This window comes from Microbacterium sp. HA-8 (genome assembly GCF_046111165.1).
Classification (GTDB): Bacteria; Actinomycetota; Actinomycetes; order Actinomycetales; family Microbacteriaceae; genus Microbacterium.
The window spans coordinates 2,662,558-2,682,780 of record NZ_CP162025.1 but is presented as its reverse complement, the minus strand read 5'-3'; the positions used below and the strand labels follow the sequence as shown (position 1 = coordinate 2,682,780).

At 69.9% G+C, this 20,223-nt stretch carries 18 protein-coding genes; 15 read left to right on the top strand and 3 right to left on the bottom strand.

The genetic code is table 11. The features are described from left to right. The first annotated feature begins 57 nt into the window (after positions 1 to 57). From atpA to AB2L57_RS12740, 10 genes are all read left to right on the top strand, one after another. Positions 58 to 1,698 carry a F0F1 ATP synthase subunit alpha gene (gene atpA / locus AB2L57_RS12785; RefSeq protein WP_409047262.1) on the top strand — a complete coding sequence of 547 codons (1,641 nt, stop codon included), beginning with the start codon at positions 58 to 60 and terminating at the stop codon, positions 1,696 to 1,698. Positions 1,699 to 1,719: 21 nt separating this feature from the next. Further along, positions 1,720 to 2,619: a F0F1 ATP synthase subunit gamma gene (locus AB2L57_RS12780; RefSeq protein ID WP_409047261.1), complete on the top strand. Its 900-nt coding sequence runs from the start codon at positions 1,720 to 1,722 to the stop codon at positions 2,617 to 2,619. 23 nt (positions 2,620 to 2,642) lie between these two features. Beyond that, on the top strand, positions 2,643 to 4,097 hold the full coding sequence (atpD, locus tag AB2L57_RS12775) for a F0F1 ATP synthase subunit beta (RefSeq protein ID WP_409047260.1): 1,455 nt from the start codon (positions 2,643 to 2,645) through the stop codon (positions 4,095 to 4,097). Positions 4,098 to 4,099: 2 nt separating this feature from the next. Then, the gene (locus tag AB2L57_RS12770) at positions 4,100 to 4,360 is read left to right on the top strand and encodes a F0F1 ATP synthase subunit epsilon (RefSeq protein WP_292813105.1); all 261 of its coding nucleotides are present in this window, start codon (positions 4,100 to 4,102) and stop codon (positions 4,358 to 4,360) included. Between the two features lie 63 nt (positions 4,361 to 4,423). Beyond that, on the top strand, positions 4,424 to 5,185 hold the full coding sequence (locus AB2L57_RS12765; protein ID WP_409047259.1) for a YaaA family protein: 762 nt from the start codon (positions 4,424 to 4,426) through the stop codon (positions 5,183 to 5,185). A 134-nt stretch (positions 5,186 to 5,319) separates the two neighbouring features. Then, entirely contained in the window at positions 5,320 to 6,033 is a 714-nt protein-coding gene (locus tag AB2L57_RS12760) for a large exoprotein (RefSeq protein WP_409047258.1), read from the top strand. A 68-nt stretch (positions 6,034 to 6,101) separates the two neighbouring features. Then, complete coding sequence (locus tag AB2L57_RS12755) at positions 6,102 to 7,076, top strand: aldo/keto reductase (protein WP_409048627.1); 975 nt, start codon at positions 6,102 to 6,104, stop codon at positions 7,074 to 7,076. Between the two features lie 148 nt (positions 7,077 to 7,224). After that, entirely contained in the window at positions 7,225 to 8,106 is an 882-nt protein-coding gene (locus AB2L57_RS12750; RefSeq protein WP_292813096.1) for a PP2C family serine/threonine-protein phosphatase, read from the top strand. Between the two features lie 57 nt (positions 8,107 to 8,163). Beyond that, the gene (locus AB2L57_RS12745) at positions 8,164 to 10,977 is read left to right on the top strand and encodes an FtsK/SpoIIIE domain-containing protein (protein ID WP_292813095.1); all 2,814 of its coding nucleotides are present in this window, start codon (positions 8,164 to 8,166) and stop codon (positions 10,975 to 10,977) included. Positions 10,978 to 11,043: 66 nt separating this feature from the next. Then, complete coding sequence (locus tag AB2L57_RS12740) at positions 11,044 to 12,591, top strand: APC family permease (protein ID WP_292813093.1); 1,548 nt, start codon at positions 11,044 to 11,046, stop codon at positions 12,589 to 12,591. A 31-nt stretch (positions 12,592 to 12,622) separates the two neighbouring features. On the opposite strand, the gene AB2L57_RS12735 is transcribed toward AB2L57_RS12740, so the two are convergent. Continuing rightward, complete coding sequence (locus tag AB2L57_RS12735; protein ID WP_292813091.1) at positions 12,623 to 13,621, bottom strand: asparaginase; 999 nt, start codon at positions 13,619 to 13,621, stop codon at positions 12,623 to 12,625. A 50-nt stretch (positions 13,622 to 13,671) separates the two neighbouring features. Between AB2L57_RS12735 and AB2L57_RS12730 the strand changes: the two genes are divergently transcribed. From AB2L57_RS12730 to AB2L57_RS12720, 3 genes are all read left to right on the top strand, one after another. Then, entirely contained in the window at positions 13,672 to 14,166 is a 495-nt protein-coding gene (locus tag AB2L57_RS12730) for an OsmC family protein (RefSeq protein WP_292813089.1), read from the top strand. A 126-nt stretch (positions 14,167 to 14,292) separates the two neighbouring features. Further along, positions 14,293 to 14,574, top strand: a complete 282-nt coding sequence (locus AB2L57_RS12725) for a helix-turn-helix domain-containing protein (protein ID WP_409047257.1) — start codon at positions 14,293 to 14,295, stop codon at positions 14,572 to 14,574. After that, the gene (locus AB2L57_RS12720) at positions 14,571 to 15,128 is read left to right on the top strand and encodes a HipA N-terminal domain-containing protein (protein ID WP_292813083.1); all 558 of its coding nucleotides are present in this window, start codon (positions 14,571 to 14,573) and stop codon (positions 15,126 to 15,128) included. Before AB2L57_RS12725 ends, AB2L57_RS12720 begins: the two co-directional genes overlap by 4 nt. 344 nt (positions 15,129 to 15,472) lie before the next feature. Here the strand turns inward: AB2L57_RS12720 and AB2L57_RS12715 are convergent, their stop codons facing one another. Further along, entirely contained in the window at positions 15,473 to 16,258 is a 786-nt protein-coding gene (locus AB2L57_RS12715; protein WP_292813081.1) for a 1-acyl-sn-glycerol-3-phosphate acyltransferase, read from the bottom strand. Between the two features lie 156 nt (positions 16,259 to 16,414). On the opposite strand from AB2L57_RS12715, the gene AB2L57_RS12710 reads away from it, so the two are divergent. Both AB2L57_RS12710 and AB2L57_RS12705 read left to right on the top strand, forming a co-directional pair. Next, a complete protein-coding gene (locus AB2L57_RS12710) occupies positions 16,415 to 17,365 on the top strand; it encodes an FKBP-type peptidyl-prolyl cis-trans isomerase (RefSeq protein WP_409047256.1) in 951 nt (316 codons plus the stop codon). Between the two features lie 35 nt (positions 17,366 to 17,400). Then, positions 17,401 to 18,483, top strand: coding sequence for a 1-deoxy-D-xylulose-5-phosphate reductoisomerase (locus AB2L57_RS12705; RefSeq protein ID WP_292813072.1), 1,083 nt, complete (start codon positions 17,401 to 17,403; stop codon positions 18,481 to 18,483). A gap of 24 nt (positions 18,484 to 18,507) precedes the next feature. Here AB2L57_RS12705 and AB2L57_RS12700 read toward each other — a convergent pair whose 3' ends face one another. After that, positions 18,508 to 20,151 (bottom strand): Mur ligase family protein, encoded by a 1,644-nt coding sequence (locus AB2L57_RS12700; RefSeq protein WP_292813070.1) that lies wholly within the window; start codon positions 20,149 to 20,151, stop codon positions 18,508 to 18,510. Positions 20,152 to 20,223 lie beyond the last annotated feature (72 nt).

Below are 20,223 nucleotides of genomic sequence, written 5' to 3'. Positions count from 1 at the left end.
GCGCACATCCGGAGCCCCGGCTCCTCATAGACACAACTTCTGAGACAGAGGAAGACAATGGCAGAACTATCGATCAGCCCCGACGTCATCCGTGACGCCCTGCGGGACTTCGTCGCGGCGTACGAGCCGACGGGGGCCGCCTCATCCGAGGTCGGGACCGTCGTCGACGCCGCCGACGGCATCGCCCACGTCGAGGGCCTGCCGGGCGTCATGGCCAACGAACTCGTCACCTTCGGCGACGGCACTCAGGGTCTGGCGCAGAACCTCGATGAGCACGAGATCGGTGTGGTCGTCCTCGGCGAGTTCTCGGGCATCGAGGCCGGACAGCAGGTCACGCGCACCGGTGAGGTGCTCTCGGTGGGTGTCGGCGACGGCTACCTCGGCCGCGTCGTCGACCCGCTCGGAAACCCGATCGACGGTCTCGGCGCCATCGCGACCGAGGGCCGCCGTGCGCTCGAGCTGCAGGCCCCCGGCGTCATGCAGCGCAAGAGCGTGCACGAGCCGATGCAGACGGGCATCAAGGCCATCGACGCCATGATCCCCGTCGGCCGCGGTCAGCGTCAGCTCATCATCGGCGACCGTCAGACCGGCAAGACCGCGATCGCGATCGACACGATCATCAATCAGAAGGACAACTGGGCCTCGGGCGACCCCGAGAAGCAGGTCCGCTGCATCTACGTCGCCATCGGGCAGAAGGGCTCCACGATCGCCTCCGTCAAGGGTGCGCTCGAGGACGCCGGGGCGATGGAGTACACCACCATCGTCGCGGCCCCCGCGTCCGACCCCGCGGGCTTCAAGTACCTCGCGCCCTATACTGGTTCGGCCATCGGCCAGCACTGGATGTACGGCGGCAAGCACGTCCTGATCATCTTCGACGACCTGTCCAAGCAGGCCGAGGCGTACCGCGCCGTGTCGCTGCTGCTTCGCCGCCCGCCGGGCCGCGAGGCGTACCCCGGAGACGTCTTCTACCTGCACTCCCGCCTGCTCGAGCGCTGCGCGAAGCTCTCGGACGAGCTGGGCGCGGGGTCGATGACCGGTCTGCCGATCATCGAGACGAAGGCGAACGATGTGTCGGCGTACATCCCGACCAACGTGATCTCGATCACCGACGGACAGATCTTCCTGCAGTCCGACCTGTTCAACGCCAACCAGCGCCCCGCGGTCGACGTGGGTATCTCGGTCTCCCGAGTCGGCGGCGACGCTCAGGTCAAGTCGATCAAGAAGGTCTCGGGAACGCTCAAGCTCGAGCTCGCCCAGTACCGCTCGCTCGAGGCGTTCGCGATGTTCGCGAGCGACCTCGACGCCGCATCCCGCCGCCAGCTGGCGCGCGGTGCGCGTCTGACCGAGCTGCTCAAGCAGCCCCAGTACTCGCCGTATCCGGTGGAGGAGCAGGTCGTCTCGATCTGGGCCGGCACCAACGGAAAGCTCGACACGATCGAGGTCGAGGACGTCCTGCGCTTCGAGAGCGAGCTGCTCGACCACCTGCGTCGTAACACGTCGATCCTCGACACGCTGCGCGAGACGAACGTCCTCGACGACGACACCGCGGCTGAGCTCGAGAAGCAGGTCGATGCGTTCGCGCTCGAGTTCCAGGGTGGCAAGGGCCAGTCCCTCACCGCTCCCGGCAACGAGAAGGTCGAGGCCGCGGAGGCCGAGGACATCAGCCAGGAGAAGATCGTCAAGGGCCGCCGGGGCTAGGAGAGACGCGACAGCGAAACCATGGGCGCACAACTGAGGGTCTACAAGCAGAAGATCTCATCTGCTCAGACGACCAAGAAGATCACGAAGGCGATGGAGCTCATCGCGGCCTCCCGCATTCAGAAGGCGATGGCTCGCGTGAAGGCGTCGACGCCCTTCGCGCGCGCCGTGACCCGCGCGGTGTCGGCCGTGGCCACGCACTCCAACGTGCAGCATCCGCTCACGCAGGAGCCCGAGGTCATCCGCCGGTCCGCGGTCGTCATCTTCACCTCCGATCGCGGTCTGGCGGGCGCCTTCAACTCGCAGGTGCTGCGCGAGGGCCTGGAGCTCGCCGAGCTTCTGCGCTCACAGGGCAAGGAGATCGCGTTCTACCTCGTCGGACGCAAGGCCGTCGGATACTTCCAGTTCCGCAAACTCGCGAGCATCGCGCAGTGGACCGGTGACACCGACACCCCGCAGTTCCGCACGGCCGAGGAGATCAGCAGCGAGCTGCTGGAGGCCTTCGGACGTGGGGGAGAGAACGACGGCGTCGACGAGATCAACCTCGTCTACAACCGCTTCGTCAGCATGATGACGCAGACGCCCGAGACCCTCCGCCTGCTCCCGCTCGAGATCGTCGAGTCTGAGGGCGATGTCGACGACCACGCCGTCTACCCGCTCTACGAGTTCGAGCCGGACGCCGAGACGGTGCTCGACTCCCTCCTGCCGGTGTACGTGCAGAGCCGCGTGTTCAACGCGCTGCTGCAGTCCTCCGCCGCCAAGCACGCGGCCACGCAGAAGGCGATGAAGTCCGCCAGCGACAACGCCGACAAACTCATCACCGACTACACGCGCCTGCGCAACAACGCGCGCCAGGCCGAGATCACTCAGCAGATCGCCGAGATCGTCGGCGGGGCCGACGCCCTCTCATCTGCGAAGTAGCCCACACGAAAGAGAAGAAGACCATGAGCCTCACCGCCCCCGCCGAAGCGCCGGAGACCGCGGTCACAGGGCGCGTCGCGCGCGTCACCGGTCCCGTCGTCGACATCGAGTTCCCGCACGACGCGATCCCCGAGATCTACAACGCGCTCAAGACGACGATCGTGATCGGCGACGAGTCGACCGAGATCACCCTCGAGGTCGCGCAGCACCTCGGCGACGATCTCGTGCGCGCGATCGCCCTCAAGCCCACCGACGGTGTCGTTCGCGGCCAGGAGGTGCGCGACACCGGCGGCCCGATCACGGTCCCCGTCGGGGACGTCACCAAGGGCAAGGTCTTCAACGTCATCGGCGAGGTGCTCAACGCCGAGCCGGGTCAGACCGTGGAGGTGACCGAGCGCTGGGGCATCCACCGCAAGGCGCCGAACTTCGACCAGCTCGAGTCGAAGACCCAGATGTTCGAGACCGGCATCAAGGTCATCGACCTGCTCACCCCCTACGTGCAGGGTGGAAAGATCGGCCTCTTCGGTGGCGCGGGCGTGGGCAAGACCGTGCTCATCCAGGAGATGATCCAGCGCGTCGCCCAGGACCACGGCGGTGTGTCGGTGTTCGCCGGTGTCGGTGAGCGCACGCGTGAGGGCAACGACCTGATCCACGAGATGGAGGAGGCGGGTGTCTTCGACAAGACCGCCCTCGTGTTCGGCCAGATGGACGAGCCGCCGGGAACGCGCCTGCGCGTCGCCCTGTCGGCCCTGACGATGGCGGAGTACTTCCGCGACGTGCAGAAGCAGGACGTGCTCCTGTTCATCGACAACATCTTCCGCTTCACGCAGGCCGGTTCCGAGGTCTCGACGCTTCTGGGCCGCATGCCGTCCGCGGTCGGCTATCAGCCGAACCTCGCCGACGAGATGGGTGTGCTCCAGGAACGCATCACGTCGACGCGCGGTCACTCGATCACCTCGCTGCAGGCGATCTACGTGCCGGCCGATGACTACACCGACCCCGCACCGGCGACCACGTTCGCCCATCTCGACGCGACGACGGAGCTCTCGCGTGAGATCGCGTCGAAGGGTCTGTACCCTGCCGTCGACCCGCTGACCTCGACCAGCCGTATCCTCGACCCGCGCTACATCGGCGCCGACCACTACCGCGTGGCGACTGCCGTGAAGCAGATCCTGCAGAAGAACAAGGAGCTGCAGGAGATCATCGCGATCCTCGGTGTCGACGAGCTGTCGGAGGAGGACAAGGTGGTCGTCTCGCGCGCCCGCCGCATCCAGCAGTTCCTCTCGCAGAACACCTACATGGCGAAGAAGTTCACCGGTGTCGAGGGTTCGACGGTCCCGATCAAGGAGACGATCGAGTCGTTCGACGCGATCGTCAAGGGCGACTTCGACCACGTCGCAGAGCAGGCGTTCTTCAACGTCGGCGGCATCGGCGACGTCGAGGCGCGCTGGGCGCAGATCCAGAAGGAGAACGGCTGATCATGCCGGTCAACGTGAGCCTGGTCTCCGCGGACGCGGAGATCTGGAGCGGTGAGGCCAGCCTCGTCATCGCCAAGACCGTCGAGGGCGAGATCGGCCTGATGGCCGGGCATGAGCCGATCCTCGCCATTCTCGCCGAGGGCCAGGTGCGCATCACCCGGACGGACGGCTCGAAGATCCTCGCCAACGCCCAGGACGGTTTCCTCTCCATGGAGGCCGACGAGCTGACGATCGTGGCCGGAAACGCCGCGCTCATCGCCTGATCGAACGCATCACAACGCCGGCCGGCCCTGTGGGCAGGCCGGCGTTGTGCGTGATCGCCCCTCATGCTGATTCTGCTTCCCCCCTCCGAGACCAAGCGCCCCGGCGGTGCCTCGCGCGCACTCGACCTCGAGGCGCTGGCCATGTCCGAGCTGGACCCCCAACGACGCGCCGTCGTCGATGCCCTGGTCCAGCTCTCCGCCGACGCCGACGCCGCGGCACGGGTGCTCAAACTGGGCGCGCGTCAGCTCGCCGACGTCGAAGCCAACCGCCAGTTGCTGACCTCCCCGACTCGGCCCGCGATCGAGCGATACACGGGGGTGCTGTACGACGCGCTGTCGGTGTCGACTCTCGAGCCGGCCTCCCGCCGCTGGCTGGGCGCGCACGTGATGATCCACTCCGCTCCGTTCGGCCCGGTGGGTGCCCTCGATGCGATCCCCGCGTACCGGCTGGGCGCGGGCACCTCTCTTCCGGGGCTGCCGCCGATGCGACGGCTGTGGGCGGATGCCGTCACCCGCTCTCTCGCGCGGGCAGCACCGACCTTCGTGCTCGATCTGCGGTCGGAGGCCTACGTGTCGCTCGGGCCCGTGCCCGCGGAGGTGCCCTCGGCTTACGTGCGTGTGGTCTCCGAGGGGGAGGACGGCGCGGTCCGCGCGCTCAATCACTTCAACAAGCACGCGAAGGGTGAGCTCGTGCGGCGTCTGGCCCAGGAACGGCCGCGCGTGCGATCCGCGCGATCCCTGCAGGCGTGGGCTCGTGCCGCTGGTGTCGCGCTGCGGCCCGTCGAGGGCTCGACGACCTGGACGCTGACGATTCCCGCACCGTGACACGCGACGACGCGCCGAACCTGGGAGATTCCTGACATCGGCGGCGCACCCTCGCTAGCATGTGAGGCGCGGGCCGGGGTCGGCCCCCGAACGCGCGGCGACGTCGCGCACGATTCGTGAAGGAGCTCTTCACCATGGACTATGACTACGACGGCGGCGCAGGTGCGGCACTGGCGTTCTTGCTGATCCTTCTGCCGCTGGTGCTCATCTTCGTCCTTGCCGGATACATCATCGGCTCGTTCTTCCTGATGAAGATCTTCGAGAAGGCCGGTGTTCAGGGCAAGTGGCGCGCATGGGTTCCCGTCTACAACTGGATGGTCTTCGCCAAGCTCGGCGATCTGTCGCCGTGGGTGATGCTGGGGGCGTTCGTCGCGTCGGCGATCCTCGGCCAGGTACCCGTCCTGGGGTGGCTTCTCTCGCTCGCCTCGCTCGCGGCGCTCGTCCTGGCCGGCTGGCGCGTGGGCCTCAAGCTCGACAAGGAGTGGTACTACCTGCTGCTCTGGCTGATCCCCGGGGTCGGCGGCCTGATCTGGCTCGGCATCCTCGCGTTCGGGCAGGCGCGCTGGAATCCCGCGATCGCACCCGCACCGTGGGCCGGCAACGGCTTCCTCGCGGACCGCACGACATGGGACGGCGTGCCCGCCCAGGTCTCCAGCGGGTCGGCCGGCTACGCGGGTCCGCCCGCGGGCTACACCCCGCCGCCTGCGCCCGGCTACACGCCGCCGCCCGCACCCGGCTACGCCCCGCCGCCCGCCGGGTCCACTCCGCCGCCGGCCTCACCCGAGCCCCCGGCAGCGCCGGAGCCGCCGGCATCGCCCGACGGCCCGCCCGCCCCGCCGCGCCCCTGACACACCGAAGAAGCCCCGATCCGCGGATCGGGGCTTCTTCGCGCGGGTACCGTGGAGGCATGACGGAGATGCCACAGCGCCGTATGGGCGCCTCGGGACTGATGGTGAGTGCGATCGGACTGGGGTGCAACAACTTCGGCAGGGCGGGCACGCGCACCGAGCAGCTCGAGGGCACGCGCGAGGTTCTGGATGCCGCGCTCGATGCGGGAGTCACCTTCCTCGATACCGCGGACGTCTACGGCGCGCGGCCGGGTCTGTCCGAAGAGCTGATGGGCCACGCGCTCCGCGGGCGCCGCGAGAGGTTCGTGATCGCCACGAAGTTCGGCCACGCGCAGATTCCCGGCGGCGTCGACTCGAGCGCATCGAAGGGCTCTCGCGCGTACGTCCGGCGTGCGGTGGAGGCGTCGCTGCGTCGGTTGCAGACGGAATGGATCGACCTCTATCAGCTGCACACACCCGATCCCGGGACCCCGATCGAGGAGACCCTCGAAGCGCTCACCGAACTCGTGCGCGAGGGAAAGGTGCGCTACATCGGGCACTCCAACCTCTCGGGCTGGCAGCTGGCCGAGGCGGACGCCGTCGCCCGCGCGCGCGGCACCGAGCGGTTCGTGTCGGCGCAGAATCAGTACAGCCTGCTCGCCCGGGCAGCCGAGCGTGAGGTGCTGCCCGCGGCGCAGCGGTTCGGCGTCGGATTCCTTCCCTTCTTCCCCCTGCACAACGGACTGCTCACGGGCAAATTCGCGCGCGAGGGCGGTCCGGTCGAGAGCCGCATCATGCGGCAGCGGCCGCACCTGTGGCAGCAGGCACCGTGGGATGCGCTCGACGCCTATCGTGCGTTCGCCGAGGCCAGGGATATCACCATGCTCGAGGCCACCTTCGGTTGGCTACTCGCCCAGCGGGGGCTCTCCAGTGTCATCGCGGGTGCCACCAGCGCCGATCAGGTGCGTGCCAACGCGGCGGCGACCTCCTGGACGCCCACGGCGGAGGACCTGGCCGAGATCGATCGTCTGCTGCCGCTGCCGGCCGACCCCGCCGCCGGCTGAGGTGATCCGGCGCGTCGACTCGCAGCATCCACCGTTCGCCCAGAGCGAACAGAGGCTTCCGACTAAGATGTGAAAGCCGCGCCGTGCCGAGCGCGGTCGGCGCCCGATCGCCGCACCCGAGTCGCAGACCTATGAGAGGGGTGACCGCGTGCCCGACACTGCAGCATCCGCAGACGCTCGCACGATCACCCTGACCGGTGGGGACCACCTGCAGCTGGCGTGGGCCGCGATCACCCACCAGGGCATGCGCCGCGATCTCAACCAGGATGCGATCCTGACCGCGTTCCCCCTCTTCATCGTCGCCGACGGGATGGGCGGGCACCTGGGCGGCGAGATCGCCAGCGCGAGCACCGTCGACCGGCTGGGAGCCATGGTCCACGAGGGCAAGGTGACCCCCAAGCTCATCGAACGTGCCCTGTCGCGCGCGGTCAAAGACATCGTGGCCCACCCGCAGGCCACCGACGACGGCACGGGGACGACGGTCACCGGCGTCTTCCTCGACAACAGCGCTGCCGAGCCGACCTGGGTCACTCTGAACATCGGCGACTCCCGCGTGTACCTATTGCGCGAGGGGTCGCTCGTGCAGATCACGACCGACCACTCGGTCGTTCAAGAGCTCGTGGCCGCCGGGCGTCTGAGCCCGGAAGAGGCGGAGAACCATCCCTACGGCAACGTCATCACCCGCGCGGTCGGCCCGAGCGAGAGCGTACAGCCCGACTACGTGCGCCTGGACGTGCTCGACGGCGATCGGTTCGTCATCTGCTCCGATGGGCTGACCAAGGAGCTCACGGACTACGGCATCCGCCACTTCCTCTTCGAGCACGCCGATCCCGCCGGGGCCGTCGAGGCGATGCTGCAGGCGTCGCTCGAGAACGGGGGTCGCGACAACATCTCGATCATCGTCGTCGATGTCCATCGCTCTGGGCGCCACGGCGCAGAGCCCGACGATGACACCGACACCGCTCGCCGCGGACCTGCCAGGCGCTCGCCAGCAGACGATTCCTCCCCAGCGGCCGCACCCGAGGACTGATCCCCGGTCCGGGTGACGCGCGCGGTCCCCGCCGTGCACCACCCGTTGACTGGGCGGATGAGCCCGCCCGATGACCCCCTGACTCTGCCCGTCCCGCCCGGGGTGGGTGCCCGGCTTTCGTTGCCCGTGCTTGCTTCGCTGGCGCCCGTACTGGGCGGCATCGTGTTGTGGACGGTGACCGGCTCGGTGCTGGCGCTCTGGTTCGCCGCGCTTGGCCCCGTGATCGCGGTCGCCACACTGCTCGATCAGGTGCGCACCCGGCGCCGCGATCGGCGCGAGGGGCAGCGCGAGTACGCGCATTCTCTCGATGTCCTGGAGCGCGATGTCACCCGGCGCCATGATGAGGAACGGGAGCACCTGGATCGACGGCATCCCGATGTGGCGGGGCTGGCCGGCCGGCCCGACGAGGTGTGGCGCCCATCCCCGGACAGGCAGGATCGGCTGGTCATCGGCAGAGGATCGCGGCCGAGCGATCTCCGTATCTCCGGATCCGCGCTCGGCCGGCCAGGGGCCGAAGCGGTGCGCGCGCGTGCCGCCGTGCTGGAGCGCGCGCCGGTCGACGTGGCCTGGCGCTCGGGCGTCGCCGTGCAGGCCCCGAGGGTTCTGGGCGAGGGGATGCTGCGCGCACTCCTCCTGCAGCTGTGCTTCATCCACGGACCCCGGGCGCTGCGGGTCGTGGGGACGGCGGCACCGGGATGGGAATGGCTCGATGTGCTGCCCCACCGCGGGCCGGCCGGCGATTCGATCCCCGCGATCGCGGTGCAGCTGCCCGGAACACGTGCTCCCGCGCAGGCCACTGCCGTGCTCGCGTGGGTGCCCCCGGACGCTGTCATCGATCCTCGCTGCGCGGTGGTCGTGCAGGCGTCCGGCTTCGACGACGCGCAGGTGCGGGGAGCAGTCGTCGTCGACGACCTGCGCGTCGAGGCCGTCAGCGCGGCGCAGGCTCGCGTCGCCGCCGAGACCCTCGCCGCGCGCGCGGCGGCCCTCTACGGCACAGACGATCAGGGCGCGCCCGTGCAGTGGGCCCGGATCGCCGATGCCGGCGCCGGCGATCCGGGCGGACTCTCCGTCGCGATCGGACTCGGTGAGTCCGGACCAGTGCGGCTCGACCTCGTGCGTGAGGGCCCCCATGCGGTGGTGGCAGGCACGACCGGCAGCGGCAAATCCGAGCTGCTCACGACCTGGGTCACCGCGCTCAGCGCCGCCTACCCGCCGGAGCGCCTCGCATTCCTGCTCGCCGATTTCAAGGGCGGGATGACCTTCCAGGCGCTGGAGCGTCTTCCGCACGTGACCGGCGTCCTCACCGACCTCGACGGCGAGGGAGCTCTGCGGGCCATCGCGAGCCTGCGGGCGGAGATGCGCCGGCGCGAGCAGACCCTCGCGCAGAACGGACTGCGGGACATCGCGGAGGCCGGCGAGTCGCTTGCCCGGCAGGATCAGGGGCTGCCGCGGCTGGTCATCGTCGTCGACGAGTTCGCCGCGCTGCTCGGGGATCACCCCGACCTGCATCGGGTCTTCTCGGACGTCGCCGCCCGCGGACGCGCACTGGGCATGCACCTCGTGCTCGGCACGCAGAGAGCCTCGGGCGTCGTGCGCGATGCGCTCCTGGCCAACTGCCCGCTGCGCATCGTCCTGCGAGTGGCCGAGGCGGGCGAGAGCCGCGCGCTGATCGGCGACGACGGCGCGGCCCGCATCGATGGCGGTCCGGCCGGACGCGGGCGTGCCCTGGTCCGGCGTGCCGGCGACGACGCGCCCGTGGGTGTGCGGATCGCCCTGACCTCACCCGCCGACATCGCGGACGTCGCACGGCGTTGGACGGGAGCGATTCCGCCGCGCGCCGCCTGGCTCCCTCCGCTGCCGGAGCGCGTCTCGCTCGACGAACTCCGGGACGCGGTGGCCGACCGGCGGCGGGGCGGGGCGCTGCTCGCGCTCGCGGATGATCCCGAGGGTCAGCGGCGAACTGTCGCCGAACTGGGCGCCCACGAGGGCGGGATCGTCATCGTCGGGGGTCCGGGCAGCGGCAGGACGGGGGTGGCCGCCCTCATCGCGGCGCAGCATCCCGGATCCCTCGTCGTCCCGCGCGATCCCGAGGCGGCGTGGGACACGATCGTCGGCGCCGCGGTGCACCCGCCGGGGATGCTGGTGATCGATGACATCGACCTGCTGCTGGCACGCCTGCCCCAAGAGCATGGCGACGATGTGCTGCGACGCCTCGAGGATCTGATCCGCGATGCGGAGAAGGGGGGATGCCCCGTGGTGCTGACCGCCCTGCGTCTGACGGGCGCGCTCGGCCGGTTGGCCGAGATCCTGCCGCGACGTGCGGTGCTCGGACAGGTGCCGCGTCCGGATCGGTTCGGATCTGCCGGGGCTGCTCCGGTCAGCCGGCCGTCTCCTGGGCGCGGCATGCTCGACGGCCTCGAGGTGCAGTTCGCGCTGCCGCCGGCCGTCGTCGAACAGCGTGAGATCGAGACCGCCGAGCCGTGGCGACCCGCCGTGGTGACGATGGTCATCGCGCGCCGCCCGGGCCAGGTGGTCGACGGGCTGCGGGCGACCTGGGGGAGTGATGTCCGGGTCCTGTCGCTCGCCGACCTCACCCCGCCTGCCGCCGCGACCGCCGCGGCGGAACAGGCGGTGCCCACGATCCTGGTGGGTGACGGCGAGACCTGGCAGGTGCACTGGAGTCTGCTGCAGACGCTGCGCGCGCAGCATCCGCTCGTGGTGGACGCCGCGTGCGCGACCGAGTTGAGGGTGCTCGCGGGGGAGCGGGAGATCCCGCCCTACGCGCGGCCGGGCGCGGGCAGGGCGTGGCTGTGCGCGGACGGCGCGTCGCCGGTCCGGGTCCTGCTCGTGCCGGAGCCGGGACGGGAATGAGGCCGGCGCGCGACGTGGTGAATCCGATGCTTGCGGTGGGCGGCCCCGGTCGGACATTGTGAGCAGATGACCGCACCCACACCCGTCGATCTGTCCCGTGCACAGGGCAAGGGGCTCGCCGCCGGCACACTCGGGCTCTGGGGGTCGACCGTGATCGGTCTGGCCTCGACCGCGCCCGTCTACTCGCTCGTCGCGACACTCGGGTTCGTCGTCCTGGCGGTCGGGGCGCAGGCCCCCATCGCCTTCATCGTCGCCTTCGTGCCGATGCTGTTCATCGCGTTCGCCTACCGCGAGCTCAACCGCGCCGTGCCCGACTGCGGTACGACCTTCACGTGGGGCACGAAGGCGTTCGGCCCCGTGGTGGGCTGGCTCGGCGGATGGGGCGTCGCGGTGGCGGGCATGGTCGTGCTCGCCAATCTCGCGCAGATCGCGGGCATCTATCTGTGGGCCCTCATCGGCGACGGGTCGCTGTCCGAGAACGTGCTGCTGGTCACGGCGACCGGTGTCGTGTTCATCGCGGCCATGACCTGGGTGAGCTGGCGCGGAGTGGAGATCGGCGAGCGCATCCAGAACGTGCTGCTGGCCATCCAGTACCTCGCGCTGGCCGTGTTCGTGATCGCCGCGCTCTCGCACTACTTCGCGGGCACCGCCCCGGGTGCGACGCCGATCTCGGCGGAGTGGTTCAACCCCTTCGTGTTCACCGACTTCGACGGCTTCACCGAGGCCGTGCTGCTCGCGCTGTTCATCTACTGGGGCTGGGACACGTGCCTGGCGCTGAACGAGGAGACCCGTGATCCGAAACGCATCCCGGGGCTCGCCGCCCTGCTGACCACCGTCATCCTGCTCGTCACCTACGTCGGAGTCACGGTCGCCGCGATGATGTACGCGGGCCTGGGCGAGAGCGGCACCGGCCTCGGCAACGAGGCGAACGCCGACGACGTGTTCCTCGCGATCAAGGACGGGCTCCTCGGTCCCTTCGGCTGGGTGCTCGTCGTCGCCGTGCTGATCTCGGCGGTCTCGTCGACGCAGACGACGATTCTGCCCACCGCGCGCGGCACCCTGTCGATGGCCGCGTACAAGGCGCTGCCCAAGCGTTTCATGACCGTGCACCCGCGTTACCGCACACCGTCGTTCTCGACGATCGTGATGGGAGTCGTCGCGTCGGTCTACTACATCGGCATGACGCTGATCAGCGACAACATCCTGCAGGACTCGATCCTCTCGCTCGGCCTCGCGATCGCCTTCTACTACGCGATCACGGGATTCGCATGCGTCTGGTACTTCCGCCGCGACCTGCTCACCTCGGCGCGCGACTTCGTGTTCAAGGGGCTGCTGCCTCTGCTCGGGGCGCTCATGCTCGCGTTCGCCTTCGTGAAGTCGGCGATCGACATGTACGACGTCGACTACGGCTACACCGTCCTGCTGGGCGTGGGCGGCACCTTCGTCGTCGGCATCGGCGCCCTCGCCCTCGGCGTCGTCCTCATGCTGCTGTGGTGGGCCTTCCCCCGGTCGAAGCCGTTCTTCCGCGGCGAGAGCCTCAACCGCGACACCCCGGTTCTCGTCCCCGACGATCCCGCCGACTACAGCCGTTCGATCGACGGCGGGCTCGCGTGACCCTCGGCTGAGCCCCGCAGCACCGGGCCGCTCAGCGGATGGTGGCGGTGGGTCGTATCGCGCCGACGATCCCGGCACCGCCGGGCACATCGAGGTGCAGCGCCGGAGCGACCGCCGACTCGACCGACGCATCCAGGGCACCCGCCTCGATCAGCAGGCGCACCGCGACGATCGCCGCGGCGCGCGGCGATCCATCGAGCATCTTCAGCGCCACGGTGGTGCCATCGGGAGCCGCGGCCACCTGCACCCCCTCCGCGCCCAGCTTGGCGAAGACTCCGGCGCGCTCGGCGAGGACGGTGTCGCTCCAGCCCGGGCCGGCGATCGTCCACGGGTGGGCGAGGACCGCGCGGCGCACAGCCCCGGCGTGCCGGTGCAGTGCGAACGGCGAACGCTCGGAGGACGTCCCCACGCGCTGGATGCCCCGGGCCAGGCCCGCGAGGGTCAGCGCATGTACGGGCGCGCCGCATCCATCGATCACGCTCGCGCGCACCTTCTCGCCCGTGAGCCGCTCGATGACCTCGCGCAGATGCGCCTGCAGCGGGTGTGCGGGGTCCGTGTACCCGGCGGGCGACCACCCGTTCGCCGTGCAGGTGAGCAGCATCGCGGCGTGCTTGCCCGAGCAGTTGTGCCTCACGGCGACGGGCGCGGCTCCCGCTCGGATCGCCTCGTCGCGCGTGGAACCGTCGCCGGGCGCGGACGCCGGACATGCGAGCGCCCCCTCGTCAAGACCGGCGTTCGCGAGGATCTCGCGCACGACCCGCACATGCGCATCGGTGCCGGAGTGGCTGGCGGTGGCGAGGCCCAGGTGCTCACCCTCCAATGCGGCGCCGGCGGTCAGCATCCCCACGGCCTGCAGCGGCTTGAGGCTCGAGCGCGGGAGGATCAGGGCGTCCGGGTCGCCGAGGCGCGCACGCACGGTGCCGTCGGGGGCCAGCACGATCGCGCTGCCCGCGTGGCGGGACTCGATGAATCCGCCGCGCTCGACCACGGCGAGCTCGGCAGCGGCGTCGACGGTGAAGGTGTTCAGCACCGACCCAGCCTAGACGCGTCGCGGACCCGGCCGCCTGGCACACTGGGCACATGCACGACGCGCATCATTACCGGGTCCGGGCCACGTGGACGGGAGACCGCGGCACGGGCACCAGCGGCTACCGCGACTACGCCCGTGATGTCACCCTCGAGGTCGAGGGCAAGCCGGCCCTCCCGGCCTCGGCGGATCGGCCGTTTCGGGGCGACGCCTCGCGCTGGAATCCCGAGGATCTCCTGCTCGCCGCCCTCTCGGAGTGCCACCTGCTCAGCTACCTGCACGCGTGCGTCACCGAGGGCGTCGTCGTCGTGGGCTACACGGACGACGCGAGCGGAACGATGGTGCTCGACGGCCGCGGAGGCGGCGCCTTCACGGAGGTCGTGCTGCGGCCCCGCGTGGTCGTCGCCGAGACGAGCATGGTGGATGCCGCCACCCGGGCGCACGCGCAGGCACACGAGTGGTGCTTCATCGCGAACTCGGTGAACTTCCCCGTGCGGCACGAGCCCGAGATCGCGGTCGTGGGAAACGTCGAGGAACTTGACCCATGAGTCGTAGGACGCGATGAGTGCGACCGAGCGATTCTTGCCAGGATCTGCTAGATAAACCTTGCAGAAGGAAGCCATATTGAAAGGAATAACTGGCAGAAAGGCCGTCAGGTGGTTCAGCGACGTTCAGTGAAGCGCGAGCGCGAGCTCCGGGAACTTGGAGCAAACGTCCGTCGATGGCGCAAACTCAATGGCCTCAGCGCCGTCGCACTTTCCGAACGCGCCGCCGTCACAAGGGAAACTCTGAAACACCTCGAGGAAGGGACTGGTGCCGTCCGTATCGACAGCCTGTTCGCTGTACTCGGCGCTCTAGGTATCGCTGACACGGTCGTGCGCGCAACCAGCCCGCACAACAGCAGCTCTGCACGCGCGCGAATGGACGACATCATCGGTTCGGGCGGCCAGCTGTGAGAGAGGTCGAGGTCTACCTCGGAGAGACAGAGCCGTCCCGGCTTGTCGGAGTACTTCGGCCATCATTCAGTGGCGGAGTGCTGGCGTCGTCATCGTTCGAATACGACTCGGACTACCTGTCGACAGGCTACGGGTTATCGCCGGATCTTCCCTTGCAGCCGGGACGCATATGGGCGCCAGAGTCGAACACGTTGTTCGGGGCGTTCGCCGACGCGTCACCGGACGAATGGGATCAGCCAATCATCCATGCCGCTCGCGCCCGTGCAGCCAAGAACGATGGTGTTCGGCCGGGCCGTATCAGCGAGTTCGACTATCTGCTCGGCGTCTCGGATATGACCCGCATGGGCGCCCTCCGAATGAAGGAACCCGGATCGGACGTCTGGCTATCCTCCGGTGACGGTGTTGCCGATATGTACGAGCTCCCGCGGATCCTCGCGGCGGCCCGCCGCTACGAAGCTCACGAGGCCACGGACGAGGACATCGCATACCTCAACGGTGTCGCCACCAGCCCCGGCGCCGTCAGGCGCTCGCCCCAAAGCCAATCTGCGGCTTGATACCGGCCAGCTTGGGCTAGCGAAGCTCCCTCATTCGAAAGATGGCGAGCGGGTTATCCGGGATCTCCTGGACGCCGCAGACGCGTTCCAGCTTCGACGGGAGGAGGCCGCAGAGATCGCAGCGTCGGTTGCGTCCGCTGTCGACGGTTGGAGCGACCTTGCTCTAGAGCTTGGCGTTCCGACGGAGGAAATCCGTGCGATGTCCACCGCGTTCGACGCCGACCAGAGGAAAGCTGCCAAAGCCGCCTGAGCCGCGGTCCACCGATTGGGTGGGTGGGCGGGATCGTGATATCCGCGACCGGCATGCAGGCCGGGAACGCGGTGATGTCACATATAGCGACGCGCTAGACCCGCTCGTGAGGCAGGACCTGCTTGAGGCGCTCGACCGCGCCATGAGCGGGGGCCTCGTTGTACTCGTGCGCGAGCTCCTGCCCCGAGAGGGCGTGGATCGCCGCCATGATCTCGTCGGTGGCGGCCCGACGGGCGCGCCCAGAGGTGGCCGCACCGTGCCCGCGGACGTCGATCGGCTCGCCGAAGCGAACCGTGATCCGCTTGCCGCGCACCGGCATCCGCGCACCGACGGGCATCACTTCGTCCGTGCCGACGAGTCCGACGGGGACGACCGGGGCGCCCGTCTGCAACGCGAGGAAGGCGGCGCCGGTGCGGCCCTTGTACAGCCTTCCATCCAGAGACCGCGTGCCCTCGGGGTACAGCGCCACGGCCTTGCCCTCCTCGAGCAGCAGTCGTTGCTGATCGAGCGCATCCAAGGCCGCCTGGCCGGCGCCGCGGCGCACCGGGATGGCTCCGATGGAGGTGAAGAACTCGCGCTTGGCCCAGCCCGCAAGGCCCGTGCCTTCGAAGTACGAGGACTTGGCGAGGAAGTGCACGGGGCGGGGCGCGGCCACGGGGATCGCGATCGAATCGATGAAGGAGAGGTGGTTGCTCGCGAAGATCACGGCGCCCTTGCGGGGCACGAGGTCACGGCCCTCGACGTGCGGGCGGTAGATCATTCGGGCGAGCGGGGCGATGAAAAAACGCCCGACGGCATACGTCCAGGTCATGGCGTGGGCGGGTTCGGCCGCGGGTTCCGCGGCATCGACAGGGGGCTTCGGCGACTCCGCGGCAGTCATCCTTCGAGGGTATCGCGGCGCGCATGGCCGCGGAGGCATGCGCTCCTCGTCCGTGCCGGGGAGCGGCGTCGACGGGGTGGGCGCCGCGTTCAGGCGCGTCAAAGGAAATTCCGACAGGATGGAGGTTCCACCCCGCGAACACATCGAGGTACATCCGTGCGCATCCGCCCGCTCGCCGCCGTCTCGGCACTCGCCCTCTCCGCCCTCGTGCTGGCCGGATGCTCGGGATCCGCCGACCCCGAGGAGTCCGGTTCCGCCTCCGGCGATCTGTGCGAGGTCGCCGCCCCATCGGGTGCGGCATCCGAGGCCGTGACCGTCGACGGCGAGCCCGGCGAGGTGTCGACGGCGAGCTTCGACGCGGGGCTGGAGGTCACCGAGCTCGAGCGCACGGTCGTGAGCGAAGGCGACGGCGAGGAGCTTGCAGACGGCGATCTCGTCCAGTACGCGCTGAGCGCCTTCTCGGCCGACACGGGCGATCGGCTCGGCGACATCGGCTATGCGGAGGGCGAGGTTCTGCCCTCCTCGGTCACCGCCGACTCCAACCTCGGTCAGATCCTCGGCTGCGCTCCGGTCGGTTCGCGGCTGGTCGTGACCTTCCCGCCGACCGAGGCGACCGAGACGACCGCCGCCGTCGCGGCCGAGGTCTACATCCTCGACGTGATCGGGGTGACCCCGACCGCAGCCTGGGGTGAAGAGCAGGAGCCCGTCGACGGGATGCCGACGGTCGAGATCGGGGAGGACGGCGAGCCCAGCATCACCGTGCCCGAGGGCGATGCGCCCACCGACGTGCAGCTCGAGGTGCTCAAGCAGGGCGACGGCGCGATCGTCGAGGCCGGCGACAACGTGCTCGTGCAGTACACGGGCGTCGCCTGGTCGGACGGTTCGGTCTTCGACTCGAGCTGGGAGCGCGGGGCGCCCGCGAGCTTCTCCACGTCCGGTGTCGTCGACGGCTTCCGTCAGGCGCTCGAGGGCCAGGCCGTCGGTTCGCAGGTCGTCGTCGTGATCCCGCCCGAGTTCGGGTACGGCGCGTCCGAGGGCCACGAGTTGCAGGACGAGACCCTCGTCTTCGTCGTCGACATCCTCGCGACCCAGCATCTCGCCGCCTGACACCGACGGGGCCCGTGCGAGCCTAGGCTGGCGGGGTGCGACGCGTCATCATCCTCGGCTCCACCGGTTCGATCGGCACCCAGGCGATCGAGGTGATCCGAGCCAACCCCGACCGATTCGAGGTCGTCGGGCTCGCAGCCGGCAGTGACCGTGCGGGTGTGTCCGCGCAGGCGGATCTGCTCCACGTCGATCACATCGCTCTCGGGGCGCTCGAGGCCGAGCAGCTCGTGCGGGACGTTGCATGCGACGTGGTGCTGAACGGGATCACGGGCTCCGTGGGCCTCGGGCCGACGCTCGCCGCGCTCGAGGTCGGCGCGACGCTCGCACTCGCGAACAAGGAGTCCCTCATCGTGGGAGGCGACCTCGTCACGGCGCTCGCGGCGCCCGGGCAGATCGTGCCCGTCGACTCCGAGCATTCGGCGATCGCTCAGTGTCTGCGCTCGGGCGAACGTCACGAGGTCGCCCGGCTCGTGCTGACGGCATCCGGTGGTCCTTTCCGCGGGCGCTCACGGGACGATCTGGCGGGCGTGACACCCGCGCAGGCCCTGGCGCACCCCACGTGGGACATGGGTCGGGTCGTGACGACGAACTCGGCGACCCTTGTCAACAAGGGCCTCGAGGTGATCGAGGCTCACCTGCTCTTCGGCGTCGAGTACGCCGACATCCACGTCGTGGTGCACCCGCAGTCGATCGTGCATTCGATGGTGGAGTTCGTCGACGGTTCCACGATCGCCCAGGCGTCGCCGCCCGACATGCGGCTGCCGATCTCGCTCGGCCTGGACTGGCCCCGCCGCGTGGGGGGAGTGGGGCGTCCCCTCGACTGGCGGACCGCCTCGTCGTGGACGTTCGAGCCGCTCGACGAGGAAGCCTTCCCGGCGGTGGCTCTGGCCAAGCGGGTCGGACGCGCGGGCGGCACCTATCCCGCCGTGTTCAACGCCGCGAACGAGCAGGCCGTCGACGCGTTCCACGAGGGGCGGCTGTCGTTTCCGGGCATCGTCGAGACGGTCGCGCGCGTCGTCGACGACCACGAGGCCCCCGCCGCGCTCACCCGCGAATCACTGTCCGCGGCCGAGGAGTGGGCGCGCGCTGCGGCGGATCGGGCAATCGCTGCGGCCTGACGGCACGTCGCCCTTCCGCAGACCTCAGGCCTCGTCGGGATACGGTACCGGCCAGTGCGGATCGGGTACCGGCCAGCCCGCGTCTCGCAGCGCCCGGCGGGCCAGCTCACGGGCCGAGTACGGGGTGCGCACACCGCGGATGTCGCGGTAGTCCTGGTGACCGGGGCCCGCCCACAGGATCGCGTCGCCCTCGCCGACCATTCCGACCGCCTCGACGATCGCTCGCTCGGGAGGGGAGAACTCGTGGATGACGGCATCCGGGCGTGCCCGACGCGCACCCTCGATCAGAGTCGCGCGGATGGAGTCCGGGTTCTCGAAGCGGGGGTGGTGATCGGTGACCACGAGGATGTCGCTGCCCTGGACCGCGGTGCGCCCCATGTCGTGGCGTTTCGTCGCGTCGCGGTCGCCGTCGGCGCCGAAGAGCATGAGGACGCGACCCGGCGTGACACGGCGCACGGCCGCGAGCGTCTTCTCGAACGCATCGGGTGAGTGGCCGAAGTCGACGTACACCGCGGGTCCGCGCTCGCCGGACACGCGTTCCGTGCGTCCGGGCAGGTACGCCCGGATGGCGCCGTCGCGGGCGAGCGCGTCGGCGATCCGCGGCCACGTGTAGCCGGCTTCGAGCAGCATGACGATCGCCAGACCCGCGTTCGCCGCCATGTGCGGACCGATGACGGGCACGGTCGTCGTGAGCGCCCCCGCCGGCCCGCGCAGGGTGAACGAGGTTCCGGACTGGCTCTCCTCGTGGATCTCGACGACCCAGTCGGCGGCGGCCGCGGCCGCCGCGTCATCGGCGATGGCGGGTGTGCCGATCGTGACGACGGGGATGCCGGCGCTGCGCACCACCTCGGCGCCCGCCACCGAATCGAGGGACACGACGCCGCGACGCGCGCGGTCCGGCTGGAAGAGCGGCAGTTTCGCCTCGAGGTACTCGCGCATATCGGCGTAGTCGTCGAGGTGGTCGTGGCTGAGGTTGGTGAAAGCGGCGACGTCGAACATCAGCCCGTCCACGCGGTGACGGCTGAGGGCCTGCGCGCTGACCTCGACGGCGACCGCCTCGACGTCGCGCTCACGCATGAGCGCCAGCAGCGCGTGGAACTCCGAGGCCTCGGGCGTCGTCAGGCGCGACACGATCACCTGCCCGGCGATGTGGCGCTCGGCCGTCGAGCTCAGCCCCGTCGTCACGCCCAGCTGCTCGAGCAGCCCGCCGAGGATGTGCGACGTGCTCGTCTTGCCGTTGGTGCCGGTCGTGCCCAGAAGGAGAGGGAGATCGTCGCCCGGACCCGTGCCGTATACCCACGCCGACAGCTCACCGAGCAGGGCCCGCGGATCGCCGACGATCACGATCGGTATCGTCGCGTCGTGCGCCAGCGCTGCACCCTCTGCATCGGTGATGAGGGCGACGGCGCCCTTCTCCGCGGCCTGCGACGCGAGTTCGGCGCCGTGCCGGTTCACGCCGCGGATGGCGACGAAGGCCTCGCCCGCGCGCAGGTCGGACGTCGCGAGCGTGATCCCACGCAGCTCGATGCCGTCCGCATCGCCGGTGGTCTCGTCGCCGAATCGGGCAGCCAGATCGGTGAGACGGCGAACGGGGGGACGCTCGGGGCGCAGCACGGGTGGCAGGCGCGGCGCGGGCGTCGTGGGGGAGTCAGGCGTGGGGGTCGGCATGGCGCTCCCATTCAACCAGACCGCCCCGGCCGAGCCGGGTGCGACGGGGATGCCGCGCGCGTCGTGCGCGCA